13 protein-coding genes and 1 riboswitch are annotated in these 15214 nt (G+C 33.3%); of the genes, 8 read left to right on the forward strand and 5 right to left on the reverse strand.

Annotation, left to right across the window (positions count from 1 at the left end; translation table 11 throughout):
- Nucleotides 1-2 precede the first annotated feature (2 nt).
- Genes V7719_RS04725 through V7719_RS04735 form a run of 3 tightly spaced genes read right to left on the reverse strand, consistent with a single transcriptional unit; the run spans nucleotide 3 to nucleotide 1613 of the window.
- Nucleotides 3-575 (reverse strand): DUF4252 domain-containing protein, encoded by a 573-nt coding sequence (locus tag V7719_RS04725; RefSeq protein WP_335728721.1) that lies wholly within the window; start codon nucleotides 573-575, stop codon nucleotides 3-5.
- Between the two features lie 11 nt (nucleotides 576-586).
- A complete protein-coding gene (locus V7719_RS04730) occupies nucleotides 587-1117 on the reverse strand; it encodes a hypothetical protein (RefSeq protein WP_335728722.1) in 531 nt (176 codons plus the stop codon).
- Nucleotides 1104-1613 (reverse strand): RNA polymerase sigma factor, encoded by a 510-nt coding sequence (locus V7719_RS04735; RefSeq protein ID WP_335728723.1) that lies wholly within the window; start codon nucleotides 1611-1613, stop codon nucleotides 1104-1106. Before V7719_RS04735 ends, V7719_RS04730 begins: the two co-directional genes overlap by 14 nt.
- 204 nt (nucleotides 1614-1817) lie before the next feature.
- Between V7719_RS04735 and V7719_RS04740 the strand changes: the two genes are divergently transcribed.
- Complete coding sequence (locus V7719_RS04740) at nucleotides 1818-3299, forward strand: S41 family peptidase (protein ID WP_335728724.1); 1482 nt, start codon at nucleotides 1818-1820, stop codon at nucleotides 3297-3299.
- A 77-nt stretch (nucleotides 3300-3376) separates the two neighbouring features.
- On the opposite strand, the gene V7719_RS04745 is transcribed toward V7719_RS04740, so the two are convergent.
- Together V7719_RS04745 and V7719_RS04750 are read right to left on the reverse strand one after the other, a co-directional pair.
- Nucleotides 3377-4438, reverse strand: coding sequence for a DUF5074 domain-containing protein (locus V7719_RS04745; protein ID WP_335728725.1), 1062 nt, complete (start codon nucleotides 4436-4438; stop codon nucleotides 3377-3379).
- A 3-nt stretch (nucleotides 4439-4441) separates the two neighbouring features.
- Nucleotides 4442-6274, reverse strand: a complete 1833-nt coding sequence (locus tag V7719_RS04750; protein ID WP_335728726.1) for a TonB-dependent receptor plug domain-containing protein — start codon at nucleotides 6272-6274, stop codon at nucleotides 4442-4444.
- Nucleotides 6275-6303: 29 nt separating this feature from the next.
- Nucleotides 6304-6510: riboswitch (cobalamin riboswitch) on the reverse strand.
- Nucleotides 6511-6576: 66 nt separating this feature from the next.
- On the opposite strand from V7719_RS04750, the gene V7719_RS04755 reads away from it, so the two are divergent.
- The 7 genes from V7719_RS04755 to rmuC all read left to right on the forward strand — a co-directional run bounded on the left by V7719_RS04755 (nucleotide 6577) and on the right by rmuC (nucleotide 15212).
- Nucleotides 6577-7746 (forward strand): ABC transporter substrate-binding protein, encoded by a 1170-nt coding sequence (locus V7719_RS04755; protein WP_335728727.1) that lies wholly within the window; start codon nucleotides 6577-6579, stop codon nucleotides 7744-7746.
- The gene (locus V7719_RS04760) at nucleotides 7747-8769 is read left to right on the forward strand and encodes a FecCD family ABC transporter permease (protein WP_335728728.1); all 1023 of its coding nucleotides are present in this window, start codon (nucleotides 7747-7749) and stop codon (nucleotides 8767-8769) included.
- Nucleotides 8770-9564, forward strand: a complete 795-nt coding sequence (locus tag V7719_RS04765) for an ABC transporter ATP-binding protein (protein WP_335728729.1) — start codon at nucleotides 8770-8772, stop codon at nucleotides 9562-9564.
- Between the two features lie 208 nt (nucleotides 9565-9772).
- Nucleotides 9773-11470 (forward strand): tetratricopeptide repeat protein, encoded by a 1698-nt coding sequence (locus V7719_RS04770; RefSeq protein ID WP_335728730.1) that lies wholly within the window; start codon nucleotides 9773-9775, stop codon nucleotides 11468-11470.
- A 14-nt stretch (nucleotides 11471-11484) separates the two neighbouring features.
- The gene (locus tag V7719_RS04775; protein ID WP_335728731.1) at nucleotides 11485-13164 is read left to right on the forward strand and encodes a tetratricopeptide repeat protein; all 1680 of its coding nucleotides are present in this window, start codon (nucleotides 11485-11487) and stop codon (nucleotides 13162-13164) included.
- A gap of 11 nt (nucleotides 13165-13175) precedes the next feature.
- Nucleotides 13176-13820: an SCO family protein gene (locus tag V7719_RS04780; RefSeq protein ID WP_335728732.1), complete on the forward strand. Its 645-nt coding sequence runs from the start codon at nucleotides 13176-13178 to the stop codon at nucleotides 13818-13820.
- A gap of 72 nt (nucleotides 13821-13892) precedes the next feature.
- Nucleotides 13893-15212 (forward strand): DNA recombination protein RmuC, encoded by a 1320-nt coding sequence (rmuC, locus tag V7719_RS04785; protein ID WP_335728733.1) that lies wholly within the window; start codon nucleotides 13893-13895, stop codon nucleotides 15210-15212.
- Nucleotides 15213-15214 lie beyond the last annotated feature (2 nt).

Here is a 15214-nt window from a genome sequence, read left to right on the forward strand (position 1 = left end):
TTTTAGTTTTTCTTACCTAATTTTTCAATGTTTTTTCCTCCAGGAACATTCATCTTACTGGTAATTTTTGAAATTTCTCTTAAATCAATATCGCCAACTATAGATACGATAACTGTTTCTATTTCACGTTTTTTTCCATTAATTTCAATGTCTTGTCCTTTAGTCATTTCTTTTAGACCGTTGACAAACATCAACAATTCTTTAACGTGATTTTCGTCTTTACCTTCTTTTACGTAAAATTTTACGGTTTGATTGCCATCTTTAAAACGCATTAGTTCTTCTAAACTTGAGCTTCCAACGTATTTTTTTACATCTGCATTCATACTTGCCGAAATTTTATCATCTCCAGTGGTCAATAACTTTACACTTTTGATTTTCTTTGCCATTTCAAGCATTTGTTGATCTTCTGGATCATCCATATTGATATCAATACTTGCTAGCATTGAAAACATTTTTTGATTGATAACTCCAGATGTTACGCCTTTCATATCTTCGTACTTATCAAAAAGACCTCCTTGTGCAAATGACATTGATGTTGTTAAGGCTACTGCTACTATTAAAATTATTTTTTTCATGATTTCTTGTTTTAGTTTTTGTTACTTTCTTTACTTGTTTTTGTGGTTTTGCTTTTAAAAAATTTATTTGATGTTTCTGAAAATTCATTGATATACTTCACCTGATCAGCACCTTTTTCAAAATTCGAAGATGTCAACGACAGTGCTCCCATTTGATTTTGTCCAGTGTTAAATTGAGTTCCAATTATATCAAAAACTTCCTTGGTTTGGTTGAATGCCATTTGTTGCTCGGTAGATAAATCTTCCAAAGAACTTGGCCCTCCTCCAATAATATTCGGAATTAAAATTCCTAACATAAGAACCGCAACTGCAGCGACAGAAATCCATTGATAGATATAACTCTTTCTGGTTTTTAATGGAACGTCCTTTGTATATAGTTCTTGTTTTGTGTTGTTAAAGTACTGAAACATGGTTTTGTACGACTCTAAATGTGGAGCGATATCATCTTGAGCAAAATAAGTCTTAAGTTGCTGCTCTTCCTTTAGCGTTGTTTCGCCATTGTCATACTTTTCCAGTAATTTTTCTATGCTATTTAATACCATAATGATGTGTATTAGTTAATTTTTCTCTTATTGTTTTTCTAGCTCTTGATAAGGAGACTCTAATGGCTGTAGGATTCATATCTACTACTTTTGCTATCTCGTCAAAGTCATATTCCTCTATATCTCTAAGCTGTAATATTATTTTTTGTTGTTCTGGTAATTTTTCAATTATTTTTGAAACCCAATCAACACTATCTCTATTTTCAACTTGGTTTTGTAACGAGGTGTTATTGTCTTCGTAATTACTATGAACGATTTTCAAATTCTGTGCCTGTTTTGATTTTAATCGATCCAAACAAAAATTCTTTGTCATTGTCATCGAAAACGCTTCTACATTATTATAGTCGCTAATCTTCTCCTTATTATTCCACAATTTCATCAAAATCTCTTGCGTTGCATCTTCAGCTTCTTCCCTAGAAACTAGAAGTCTTTTTGCTAATCGAAAGACTTTATCCTTAAAAGGCATTACTAATTTTGTAAAATCAGTTTGTGTCATTGTGGTTTGATAGTTAAAAACAGATAATTATTCTGCTTCTTATTATTACGACGAACATGTTTCAATTTTGTTACACGATATTTTTTAATTCACAATAATGTAAGTAAATTTATAGCTTACAGGACCAACGACACGTTGTTTGATGTGATTACATTGAAAAAGAAAAATTAATAAAAAATTAATGGAGTCGACATCGCTAATGCTATGAGCGACGTTTACTTCGGAAATTTTAAAACAAGAAAACAGATGCGACTATTAAAAATTGGATTATTATGTATACTGACATTAGCAATCACCAGTTGTTTTGATGACCAAGATGACAATGCTATTTCTGCAAGTGAAATCAATGATTTTGTTTGGAAAGGTATGAATGCGGTGTATTTATATAAATTCGAAGTTCCTGATTTAGCAAACAATCGTTTTGCCACTAATGAAGAATATGGCAGTTATCTCAATAGTTTCTCATCACCTGAAACTTTGTTTGAAAGCTTAATATATGAAAGAGAAACTATAGATCGTTTTAGTGTTATCATTCCGAATTATATCGAGTTCGAACAATTATTAGCTGGAACATCTTTAAGCAACGGATTAGAATTTAATTTCTATCTAAAACCAGGAAGTTCTACTGAAGTCTTTGGAATCATAAGGCTTGTACTCAATAATAGTATCGCCAGTGACTTAGGTTTGCAACGCGGACAAATATTTGATGCAGTAAATGGTACCGATTTAACTGCGACTAATTTAAATAATTTATTGAATCAAGATTCTTATACGCTCAATTTTGCAACCTATAATGATAATGGAACAGAAACGGTTACAGATGACATTATAGAATCGTCAACAGAAACCGTAGATCTCACAAAACAGCCTTACACAGAAAATCCTGTTCACCAAGCAAACATTATAGACCTAGGTGGCGAAAATGTTGGGTATTTAGTTTACAATGGATTTAATCGCAACTTCGACAATGACCTTAATGCAGCATTTGCTCAGTTTCAAGCTAACAACGTTCAGCATTTGGTATTAGACTTAAGATATAATCCTGGTGGCTCTGTAAATACGGCTTCTTTATTAGGAAGTATGGTTACTGGACAATTTACGGGAGATATTTATTCTAAATTAGTTTACAATGAAGACCAACAAGCATCTAATACAAATTTCAATTTCGTTAACAACTTTGATGGTAACACCATAAACAACTTAAATTTAAGTAAAGTTTATGTATTAACCACAAGTCGCTCAGCATCGGCAAGTGAATTGGTCATTAATAGTTTGAGTGCTTATATTGATGTTGTTCAAATAGGAGACGAAACAACTGGAAAAACGCAAGCATCTATTACTATTTATGATTCTCCAAATTTAAGACCTGAAAACATCAACCCAAGTCATACTTATGCCATGCAGCCTTTGGTTGCTAATTCAATTAACGTTAATGATGTTGCAGTGCCTTCTACTGGGTTAACTCCAGATATCAGTATCATTGAATCTCCAAGAAACTTCGGAATGCTAGGTGATCTTAACGAACCGCTTTTAGCTGCAGCCATTGCAGATATTCAAGGTTTAGGACGATTTGGTCTTTCACAAACCGATTTCCGTCCAATAAAAACTAATGTCAACATCAAACCTGTTGAAGAAGGCATGTATATTGAAAATGACTTGTTTCTAAATCGTTTAGATCTAGAATAAAACTCATAAAAAAGCCACTTAATAAAGTGGCTTTTTTATTTATAATCATATGTTAGATTAGTACATAAGCATCAAAATTAGTTAAAATAGATGTTCCCAGGAATGATGCTTAATGTTGTAGAATTAATTAACGTATTGGAGTTTAAATCATATGCTGACAAAGTCCCATTACTTGTAAAGTCTACCGCATCTATACCATATAAGACTGAATCATTAACAGTCATTCCATAGAAATTCACACCTGATAACTCAGCAGACGTAGGTAAAGTCAATGCAGCACTATTCATTTTATAAACACTTCCTGCATTATAATAATACAATGTTCCATTTTCAACAGCGAGATAATTAGGATGCTCTGAAACGCTAAAATCTATAGATGTTACAGTGTTGTTGCTTGTATTAATTTTAGACAACCGTCCAGCAGTTTCGTCTCCAGTCCAAGCTGGTTTACCTTCTGCTAATACCCATAGGTTACCATCTGAATCTAATTGTAAAGAGTTAGGAACATCCCCAACCGTAATTATAGATGACACCATATTAGAACCCGCATCAACAACAGATATAATATTATTTTGGCTAAATCCGCCTTGATGAGCCACATAAATCATATTTCCATTAGCAATGATTTCTTCTGGTCCTTCGGCAACAGAAATCGTTTGATTGTCAAGTGTATTTGTTGTTAAGTCAATTACAGCTAGATAATCGTCGGTTGCAACTGAACCGTCTCCCCAATTTGTGACAAAACCTTTTCCGTTAGCGAAAGCAATATATCTTGGGTTATTTAAACCAGTGTTAATAGTACCAATAGATTCAAAAGAATATCTATTAACAATTTCAATCGTATTAGATATATTCAAAACGATATAAGCCAAATTCCCATTAAACGCAATACTTTGCGCTGTATCTCCTAAAGGACTTGAATTAACAGAACTAAAAATATTATTCTCTACCGTCATAAAATCATAAGAGACATAAGAGACAGATGCATTTCCCTGTCCAAAATTACCTTCGTGAGGGATTAATAATCCGTCTTCATAATCACCTAAGGGTTCAGACGTTGTCATATCATCATCGTTACTACATGATATAAACATCAATGCGATTGATAAGAAAAGTAAAGCTATTTTTTTTGAATTCATTGTTTAAAATTTAAGTGTTAATTTGATATTTAGATTTCTATTTGGCATTGGTCGTAATGCTACATTTTCGTAATATGAATTGTATAAATTATTGATTCTGAAATCGGCTATATAGTTCAATTTTTTCTTGGTATTGATGGTATATGAAACGCCTAAATTACCAACATCAAAACCATCAAGTGTGTTACCTATAATAGCAACTTCTCCATTATATAAATGCTGATAAAATGCTGTGAATGACTTATAATTATAAGATAATGATGCATTCGCTTTATGAACAGGCACATAAAACAAACGTTGGTTTTTCTCAACATCTTCCGTTTCAGTATAAGAATAAGAGGTTGATAAGAATAAGGTATGCTTATCTATTTTTTTGGTCATACCAAATTCTGCTTCAACACCATACTGTTTAGCATTGGCAATATTAACAGGATTCCAATATCCAGAACTATTGCTAGGTCGCCATTGAATCAAATCTGACGTTTCTATGTAAAAGGTATTAAGTTTGAAATTGATAGTTTCAAACGCTAACTCATGTCCTAAATCTAACTGGTAGGATTCTTCAGGTTCTAGGCCCAAATTCCCTCCCGGATTCCAATACAAATCATTAAAGGTTGGTACTCTAAAGTTTTTAGACGCATTGAATTTTAGCGTATATGGTTTAAATAATTGATAACTTATGTCTCCCGAAAACACTAACGGGCTTTCAAAACCTGAAATCACATCCTTTCTCACATTTAGGTTGTATTGCACCTTCTTTGTAGGTCGATGGTTTAAAATCGCTGTAGCAGAAAACGCATTTCGTTTGGGATCGCTAAAGCTATTGCCTTCAGCAGTGATATAACTATAATCTGTAATCACGCTTAGTAATAAGCGTTTAGAAAAGTGACGTTTATAATGATGTTTAATTAACCATGTATTAGCATGGCCTTCTGAAAAATTATCTAAATTTTTATTTTCAAAATATTTGAATTGTTCTAATAAATGAACTGCTTTTAGGCTTGATGTGTAATTATTTTCAATATGAGCCCATTCTATCATGCTACGATAATCTTCAGACTCGTATTTACTATTTGAAGGCGCCAATAATGTTGAAGAAAACTCACGATCACTTCTGAAGTTTTGATGGTATATTTTGAGTACATCTTTAACTGATATCACATAACCTATATTAAAATTGAGATCCAAATTATTAAAGGCTCCATTTTCATTTCGTCTATCTGTACCTAAAAAACGATAATCATTATCAGAATCGACATAAGCGACTCCAAAATCACCAGACCAAGTACCATTTCCGAAAGATGTATTATAATTCGCATTTTTTGTATTAAAGCTTCCAAAGCCAAATTGAAGTTTATGATTAAAATGCTTTTCAAAATCAAAATCGTTAGATAAATGGATGCTTCCCCCAATGGCTCCACTTCCGTATTGCACACTCCCGCCTCCGCTTCTAATAGCAATATTATCATAATTAGAAGACGATATCGTATTAAAATCTACTTGTCCGTTAAGCTGAGAATTGATATTAATCCCATTCCAAATAACTGCGGTTTGCGATGCATTGGTACCTCTAAAAGATGGTGAAGACACCATGCCATAGCCATTTTCTCTGAAATAGATATTAGAATTAAATCGTAAGACATCTGTTAATGAGGTATTATTTTTTCTAAGAATAGAATCACTCAATACGGTTAGCTTATAGCCGTTGGCGTATCGTTTCAATTTGACATCACTCAACACGACCTCATCCAATTTTTGAATGGAATCCAAAGTTGTCTGTGACCAAGCCACACTGCAATAAAGCAGTAAAAAATAAAATAGAATTATCTGTTTCATACCCCAAATACTTTTCTCCCGAAAGTGATTTTTGATTATGAAAAATGGCAGGTCTCCTGACTTGCGTCTTGTTATTGGTCTTCCCAGAAAACAAATTCCAGTGACATTGAAGGTAATAACAAGCTTTATAGCTTACAGTTGCGGGAACAGCTCTGGTATTGAAAATTATTTTCTCACCAGATTCCCTTTTAATCTATTCAGATACATTGAATAGAACCAAAATTCAACGCAAAAATAAACATTTTGTTTAAGCGTTTACTAAAAACTTTAAATAATCTTACTTTTGAAGAAAATCATAACTATTGAAACATATACTGTTCATATTAATTGTAATTTTTATTCTTTCCTGTAAAGAAGACAAAGGACTATCCAGAGAGCTTCCAGCTATTGAATACGAATCAATTAATTCGTTTCCAGAATCTGATATTCATTTACAAGAATTAAAACATGCCGAAGGCTTTTCAATTAGAGATTATGAAGATTATAAAATTTTAAATATAATCAACCCTTGGCCAAAAGCAGATAAGATTGTTTCTTTCATACTATCAGAAAATGAAGATATCTATACTTTAAAAGACAATGATTTAGTAAGTATCCAAACGCCTATTCAAAAAATAGTCGTCACCTCAACCACTCATATTCCTGCGCTTGAACTTCTAGGTGTGGAACAAACCTTAGTAGGATTTCCTGGAGCCCATTATGTGTCTTCGGAAAAAACAAGAACAAGAATAGATAATGGCGAGATAAGAGAGCTGGGGAAAAATGAAGGTATCAATACTGAAGTCTTATTAGAATTACGTCCAGATGTTGTTGTTGCTTTTGGTGTTGATGGCACTAATAAAAGTATGGAAACAATTGAAAAATCTGGAATTACGGTCATTTTCAATGGGGATTGGGTTGAAAAATCACCTTTAGCTAAAGCCGAATGGATTAAGTTTTTTGGTGTTTTATATAATAAAGAGAAAATGGCAGATTCTATATTCAATCAAATTGAAAAGGACTACTTAGAAGCTAAAACCATTGCTAAAAAAGCGACGTCTAAGCCAACAGTCCTTTGTGGAGCCATGCATAAAGACGTCTGGTATCTACCAAATGGCACGAGTCCTGAAGCACAATTTTTAAATGATGCTAATGTTAATTATTTATGGAGTGAAACTAGAGAAACTGGCAGTATTGCTTTAAGTTTTGAAGCTGTTTTTGATAAAGCGAGAGATGCTCAGTTATGGTTGAGTCCGTCGTATTACCCAAGCTACGAAGCTCTAGAAAAATCGAATTCGCATTACACACAGTTTGGCGCATTTCAGAATAAAAATATATTTACATTTTCAAATACAACCGGAAAAACAGGAGGTGTTTTATATTATGAACTTGGCACAGCCAGACCAGATTTAGTGTTGAAGGATATGATAAAGATTTGTCATCCCGAATTGTTAGTCGATTATGAAACCACTTTTTTTAAACCTTTAAACTAGTTGAAAGCCAAATACACATATTCGTTTATCACCTTAGCCATAGTATTAGTGTTATGCTTTCTAGTAAACATTAGTTTAGGTTCTGTAAGTATTCCGATTAATGAAGTATTCAATAGTATTTTTGGCGCTTCGGAAAACACAAACTGGCAATATATTATTCAAGATTATAGATTACCTAAAGCTATAACTGCTATTCTGGTAGGTTCCGGATTAGGAATTTCAGGATTACTCATGCAAACTCTTTTTAGGAATCCGTTGGCTGGACCTTTTGTTTTAGGGATTAGCTCTGGAGCAAGTTTGGGTGTTGCTTTAGTCATTCTAGGTTCTGGATTATTTGGTGGTGTTTTTGCAACATTATTGATTTCAAAATGGAGTATTGTCATAGCTGCTAGTTTAGGAAGTTTTCTGGTATTGTTAGCTGTATTACTAGTGTCTTCAAAAGTGAGAGACACCATGGCTATTTTAATTATTGGGTTAATGTTTGGTAGTATTACCGCTGCTGTGGTGAGTGTCTTATCGTATTTTAGTTCTGCAGAACAATTGCAACAGTACATTTTTTGGGGTTTTGGAAGTTTAGGCAATCTCTCTTGGAATGAGCTTTTAATTTTCTTCGGAATTTACAGTTTCGGGATAATTTTAACCATCTTTTCGATTAAAGCATTGAATACATTCTTGCTAGGCGAAAACTATGCAAAAAGTCTAGGTCTCAACATTAAACAAAGTCGGTTGATTATCATTATAGCCACAAGTTTGCTCGCGGGAACGATTACTGCTTTTGCTGGTCCTATTGCGTTTATTGGTTTAGCCATACCCCATATGACACGACAAATTTTCAACACCTCTAATCACAAAATTTTATTACCTGCTGTATTTCTATTTGGAGCAATTGTGATGCTTATTTGTGATAGTATTGCACAATTACCAACAAGTGATTACACCTTACCTATTAATGCAATTACTTCCTTAATTGGTGCTCCAGTGGTGGTTTGGTTATTAGTACGACAACGTAAAATGGTGTTTTAAATGGCAGAGAACAGCAAACATATTATCCTCAAAACCGAAAACCTTTCTATTGGTTATCAATCTAAGAAAGTCACATCTGTTATAGTCGAGAATATTAATCTTGAACTCAAACAAGGAGAACTCATCGGACTCGTTGGCGCTAATGGTATTGGGAAATCTACCCTTCTGAGAACCTTAACGACTATTCAACAGCCTTTAGAAGGTCATATAGAAATAAACGATATTCCTCTTAAAAATTATGCTGCAATAGAATTAGCAAAAACCATGAGTTTGGTTTTGACTGAACAACTCATGTCTAAAAATTTATCCGTTTTTGAATTGATAGCGCTTGGTCGTCAACCCTATACCAATTGGGTTGGTAATATAACCGAAGAGGATAAGTCAATTATCCACAATGCTATAGAACGGACTAATCTTTCAGAATTGAAACATCGCAAATGCTTTGAGTTGAGTGATGGCCAGCTTCAAAAAGTAATGATTGCGCGTGCTTTAGCTCAAGACACCGATTTGATTATTCTAGATGAACCTACAACACATCTAGATATGTATCACAAAGCTTATATCTTAAAGTTACTTCAGCAATTAGCAAGAGACACTAATAAAACCATTTTGTTTTCTTCTCATGAAATTGATTTAGCGATTCAGTTGTGTGATACCATGATTGTCATGACGAATAATGGTGTTATTTCAGATACGCCTTGCCACCTCATCGAAAAAGGTGTTTTTGAAACCTTATTTCCAAAAGATTTGATTGGCTTTGATAAAAAAACCGGAAGTTTTAGAGTGAAGAAATAGTCAAACTTGATGACCTATTTTAAACTCATAGTAACCTATATACCAAAAGTTTAGTTGTTTAATTTTTATTTAAATTCTAGCGTTCGCTAATCATTTTGATTTGCATGACATTTTCTTTGTTTACTTCACTTAAAAGAACACACTAAATAAAAAGGGAATTCATAAATCATATAATAATCATTACCTTTAAATACATAAGCAACTAGCCATGAAACCACTAAAAAATTATTTACGTATTATTTGTCTTTTATTCTTAACGCTCATACTAGCATGTAAAGAAAAAAAAGTTATTCCTAATCCAGCATTAGCATCAATAGATTTACTTCGTGGTGACATTTTGCTTTGTGGGAATCCTCAATTTGGTGATGTTAGTTTTGCTTTAGATTGTAAGTACGATGTTAGAGAAGCTTTCGATTTAGCTATTTCACTACTCCACTCTTTTGAATATGCTGAAGCCGAAAAAGCATTTGTAAAAGTTATTGATGCTGATTCAGAATGTGCGATGGCATATTGGGGAGTTGCCATGAGTATTTATCATGAGCTTTGGGCGCCACCAGGACCAAAAGAATTAAAAAAAGGCACACAACTTTTAGAAATAGCGGAATCTTTACCAAAATCTGAACGTGCAGAACTTTACTTAGATGCCATAAACGTCTTTTATGAAGACTGGGAAAACAAAGATCATAAAACAAGAGAGCTATTATATGAAAAGAAAATGGAGCAAATTCATAAAAGTCAAAGTGATGATGTTGAAGCGGCAATATTTTACGCTTTATCTATTACTTCAGCTGCAGATCCAAATGACAAAACCTATTCTAGTCAGAAAAAAGCAGGTGCTATTTTACAAAAACTTTTTAAAGAGCAGCCGAACCATCCTGGAATCGCACATTATATAATTCATACTTATGATTATCCAGAGATTGCCGAAACAGCTTTAAATACATCTAGACGTTATGCAGAAATCGCACCAGCTTCAGCACATGCGCAACATATGCCTTCACATATTTTTACACGATTAGGACTCTGGCAAGAATCTATTGAAACAAATATAAACTCAGCATCATCAGCAGTTTGCTATGCAGAAAGTGTTAATCCAGATGCTAATTGGGCAGCAGAGATACATGCTATGGATTATCTTGTTTATGCTTACTTACAGCAAGGAAATAACAAAGAGGTAGATACCCAAAATGCGTATTTAAAATCAATGAAAAAAATATTTCCCTTAAATGACTTTGCTGTAGCATATACTGCTAATGCAATTCCTGCTCGAATAGCCTTAGAAAATAGACAATGGGAAAAAGCTGCTAAATTAGAATTGCCAACTATAGAGTTTAATTGGGACGGTTTCCCTTGGGAAAAATCAATATTGCATTTTGCTAGAGCCATAGGATCAGCGCGTTCGGGAGACATCGCTTCTGCTGAAAATGAGCTTGAAATCATTCGAGCTTTCCACAAAGAACTCCTTGAAATGAATAGTGCTCAAGCCACATATAAAGCTGGTCAAGTACGTATTGAAATTAAAACAGCCGAAGCTTGGATTAATCTAGCCAAAGGAAAGAATGATGAAGCACTTACATTAATGAAAATGGCTTCGAAACTTGAAAGCGAAACCTCTAAACATCCCGTTACTCCTGGAGAAGTATTACCAGCAGATGAACTTCTTGGTGACATGCTACTAGCTTTAAATAAACCTAAAGAAGCATTAGAAGCCTATGAAATTAATTTAAAAGGACACCCTAATAGATTTAATGGCATCTATGGCGCTGCTATTGCAGCAAAACTATCTGAAAATAAAGAAAAAGCTAAAGCCTATTTTAATCAACTTATTGATTTAGCCAAAGATTCTAATAGTAGTCGTCCAGAGTTATTAGAAGCAAAAGCATTTCTAGAAGAAACGATAATTTAAATTAAATCAATGCAGTGAAATTAACAAACACAAGTTTCATAACTATTTGTTTATTAGTATGTATAACTACAATCAGTTGTAAAAGAACATATAACTCAGATTTAGATTCTTTAAATCTTATCAAAGGAGATATTCTATTATGTGGCGGAGGTGATTTTGGAGATGTTAGCTTTGCTTTGTCTTGTAGTTATGAAACTAGATCTAATTTTAATTTAGCTATTTCATTATTACATTCTTTTGAATATGAAGAAGCCGAAAAAGCATTCGCAAAAGTAATTGATATCGATCCAAATTGTGCCATGGCGTATTGGGGTGTTGCCATGTGTAACTTTCATGCTCTATGGCGACCACCAACTAAAGTTGACTTAAAAAAAGGTTCTTTGGCAATAAAAATTGCGCGTTCGCTTGAAGATAAAACAGAAAGAGAAGTAAAATATATTGAAGCAATTGCTCATTTTTATACAGATTGGGAAACTGTAGATCATCAAACAAGAATAAAAAGGTTTGAAAATGCAATGGAAACTATATATAATTCTTTTCCTGACGATAAGGAAGCTGCTATTTTTTATGCGTTGGCTTTAAACTCTGGTGCAGATCTTTCAGATAAAACTTATGCAAATAGAAGAAGAGCAGGTGCGATTTTAGAAAAACTGTTTCCAGACCAACCCAATCATCCAGGAATTACGCACTATATTATTCACAGTTACGATTATCCAGAATTAGCAAAAATGGCACTCTCGCCAGCAAGAAGATATGCTTCAATTGCTCCTGCATCTTCACATGCGCAGCACATGCCTTCACACATTTTCACAAGATTAGGCCTTTGGGAAGAATCGATTCAATCTAATTTAAGTGCAACTTCTTCTGCTCAATGTTATGCCGAACAAGTAGAAATGGAAGGACATTGGGACGAAGAAATCCATGGCACTGATTATTTGGTATATGCATACTTACAACTAGGTAAAATACAGGAAGCTAAAAATCTATTAGACTACTTAGTATCAATAGATAAAATAAACCCTATTGGAGTTAAAGGAGCATATCCATCAGCTGCAATACCTTCAAGATTTTATTTAGAAACCAGAGATTGGGAAAAAGCATCAAATCTCACAATGCCAACTAATGATTATCCTTCACAAAAATTCCCTTGGGCAAATGCAATTATTCATTATACACGTGTTCTAGGCGCAGTAAATATTAATAATTTGGATTTAGCTCATACGGCTTTTAAAAAACTAAACTTCTGCCATGATATTTTAATAAAAAACGGAAACGAATATATGGCTAATCAAGTTCTAATCATGGTGAAATCTGCAGATGCTTGGATTCATTTTAATGAAGGTAAAAATGAAGAAGCCTTAGCATTAATGAAGGAATCCGCAGATATAGAATCTAAAACAGAAAAACAGTCTTTAACACCTGGAGAAGTTCTTCCATCTCAAGAACTTCTAGGAGATTTACTTCTTAAATTAAATAAACCAACTGAGGCACTGAAAGCTTATGCATTAAACTTAAACATACGACCTAATCGGTTTAATGGTTTATATGGAGCTGCTATTGCAGCAAGACTATCAGGAAATAAAGAAAAAGCCAAAGACTATTTTAATCAACTTATTGAGCTTACTAAAAACTCAAATAGCAATCGCCCTGAACTAGAGGATGCAAAACGTTTTGTTAATGAGACATCCATTTAATTACAACAAGTATGAAATCTAAAAAATCATATATATGTACCTTACTAAGTCTTGTTTTATTCGGACTATCATCATGTAACACTAAAGAAAAAAGGGTATTACCAATCTATAATCCAACCGATTTCAAGCCTGAACTAGTAGATAAAAGTCTTAGAAATAAAACCCAGTATCATACAGTTTCAGATTTCAGTCTAATTAACCAAAATGGTGATACAATAACACAGGATAATTATAAAGATAAAATTTATGTTACGGACTTTTTTTTTACAAGCTGTCTTACTATTTGTCCAATAATGACTGATAACATGACGAAAATTCAAGAGGAATTTATAGACAATGACGACATTATGTTTTTGTCGCTATCTGTCACTCCAGAAATAGATGGTGTTTCGGTACTCAAGGAATATGCAAGAAAAAAAGGCGTCGTTGACACCAAATGGAATGTGACTACAGGTGACAAAAAACATATTTATGAACTAGCACGTCAAAGCTATTTTGCTGTTGTTGAGCAAGGTGATGGCGGACTGCAAGATTTTATTCATACCCCAAACTTTATATTAATTGACAAAGAGAACCGAATTCGAGGCATTTATGATGGCACAAAGGATGAAGACATCAAACGTATTATTAATGATATCCATGTTTTAGAAAACTAGAATATATCTTTTAATTACAAGCCTAAATCTTTCGACAAATCATTTATCTTTGAGTAAATTTCAATTCTCTTTATGAACGACAGTCTAATTCTCATTTTAGCCATTATTATTTCAGCAGCCATTGGAGCGTATTTAGGTATGCTTTTTATTAAGTTAAAAAGCAAAAGTGAACAGAGTACCTTAGAAGAACGTCAAAGTCAGATGTCGTCAACTATAGGCGATTTAAAGCAAAATATATCAAAACTAGAGAGCGAACGCGATGACATTAGAAGAGAAAAAGAGTTTTTAAATACGGAGTTAACAAGAAAGAATACAGAATATGAAAACCTTCAGCAGTTAAACATAAAGCGTGATGAAGAAATAGAAGAGCGTCAAGAACAATTACGGAAAGATTTTGAATTACTCGCAACAAAAATCCTAGATGAAAAATCGGAGAAGTTCACCCTTCAGAATAAAGAAAACATCAAAAATATCTTAAATCCGTTACAAGAAAAAATCCAATTATTTGAAAAGAAAGTTGATGATACCCAAAAGGAAAGTATCTCAATGCATTCTGCTTTAAAAGAGCAATTATTGGGTTTAAAAGATCTTAATCAGCAAATGACCAAAGAAGCTACGAATTTAACCAAAGCTTTGAAAGGTGATAGTAAAATGCAAGGAAATTGGGGCGAATTAGTATTAGAACGCGTCCTTGAAAAATCCGGATTAGAAAAAGATAGAGAATATTTTGTGCAACAAAACTTTACTAGAGAAGATGGCACAAGAGTGTTACCAGATATTGTATTGCACTTACCAGACAACAAAAAAATGATTATTGATAGTAAAGTATCACTAACCGATTACGAACGTTTTGTTAATTCAGAAGATGATGAAAGAGAGGTTTATCTAAAAGCACACATCAATTCTATTAGAAGACACGTAGACCAATTGTCCGAAAAAAAATATGAAGACCTGTACGAAATAGAAAGTCCAGATTTTGTATTACTTTTTATCCCAATAGAACCTGCTTTTGCAGTCGCTATTAATCAAGATAATTCCCTATACAATAAAGCATTTGAAAAAAATATTGTAATTGTTACACCATCTACCCTTTTAGCAACTTTAAGAACAGTTGACAGTATGTGGAATAACGAAAAACAACAACAAAACGCTATTGAAATTGCACGACAAGCTGGAGCCCTATACGATAAATTTCATGGCTTAGTAACTGATCTAACAGGAGTTGGAAAGAAAATTGATGATGCGAAAAAAGATTATTCTTCAGCGATGAATAAATTAGTTGAAGGAAAAGGAAACCTTATAACGAGCGTTGAAAAAATTAAAAAATTAGGAGCGAAAGCAAAAAAAGCATTACCTGAAGCTATCCTAAAACGCGCTCAAGAAGACGAATAATT

The sequence above is a fragment of the Psychroserpens sp. genome, from assembly GCF_036960315.1.
GTDB lineage: Bacteria > Bacteroidota > Bacteroidia > Flavobacteriales > Flavobacteriaceae > Psychroserpens.

Coding starts and splice junctions, on each gene's coding strand:
- V7719_RS04725 (WP_335728721.1), bottom strand. CDS start 575: ATGAAAAAAATAATTTTAATAGTAGCAGTAGCCTTAACAACATCAATG.
- V7719_RS04730 (WP_335728722.1), bottom strand. CDS start 1,117: ATGGTATTAAATAGCATAGAAAAATTACTGGAAAAGTATGACAATGGC.
- V7719_RS04735 (WP_335728723.1), bottom strand. CDS start 1,613: ATGACACAAACTGATTTTACAAAATTAGTAATGCCTTTTAAGGATAAA.
- V7719_RS04740 (WP_335728724.1), top strand. CDS start 1,818: ATGAGCGACGTTTACTTCGGAAATTTTAAAACAAGAAAACAGATGCGA.
- V7719_RS04745 (WP_335728725.1), bottom strand. CDS start 4,438: ATGAATTCAAAAAAAATAGCTTTACTTTTCTTATCAATCGCATTGATG.
- V7719_RS04750 (WP_335728726.1), bottom strand. CDS start 6,274: ATGAAACAGATAATTCTATTTTATTTTTTACTGCTTTATTGCAGTGTG.
- V7719_RS04765 (WP_335728729.1), top strand. CDS start 8,770: ATGGCAGAGAACAGCAAACATATTATCCTCAAAACCGAAAACCTTTCT.
- V7719_RS04770 (WP_335728730.1), top strand. CDS start 9,773: ATGAAACCACTAAAAAATTATTTACGTATTATTTGTCTTTTATTCTTA.
- V7719_RS04780 (WP_335728732.1), top strand. CDS start 13,176: ATGAAATCTAAAAAATCATATATATGTACCTTACTAAGTCTTGTTTTA.
- rmuC (WP_335728733.1), top strand. CDS start 13,893: ATGAACGACAGTCTAATTCTCATTTTAGCCATTATTATTTCAGCAGCC.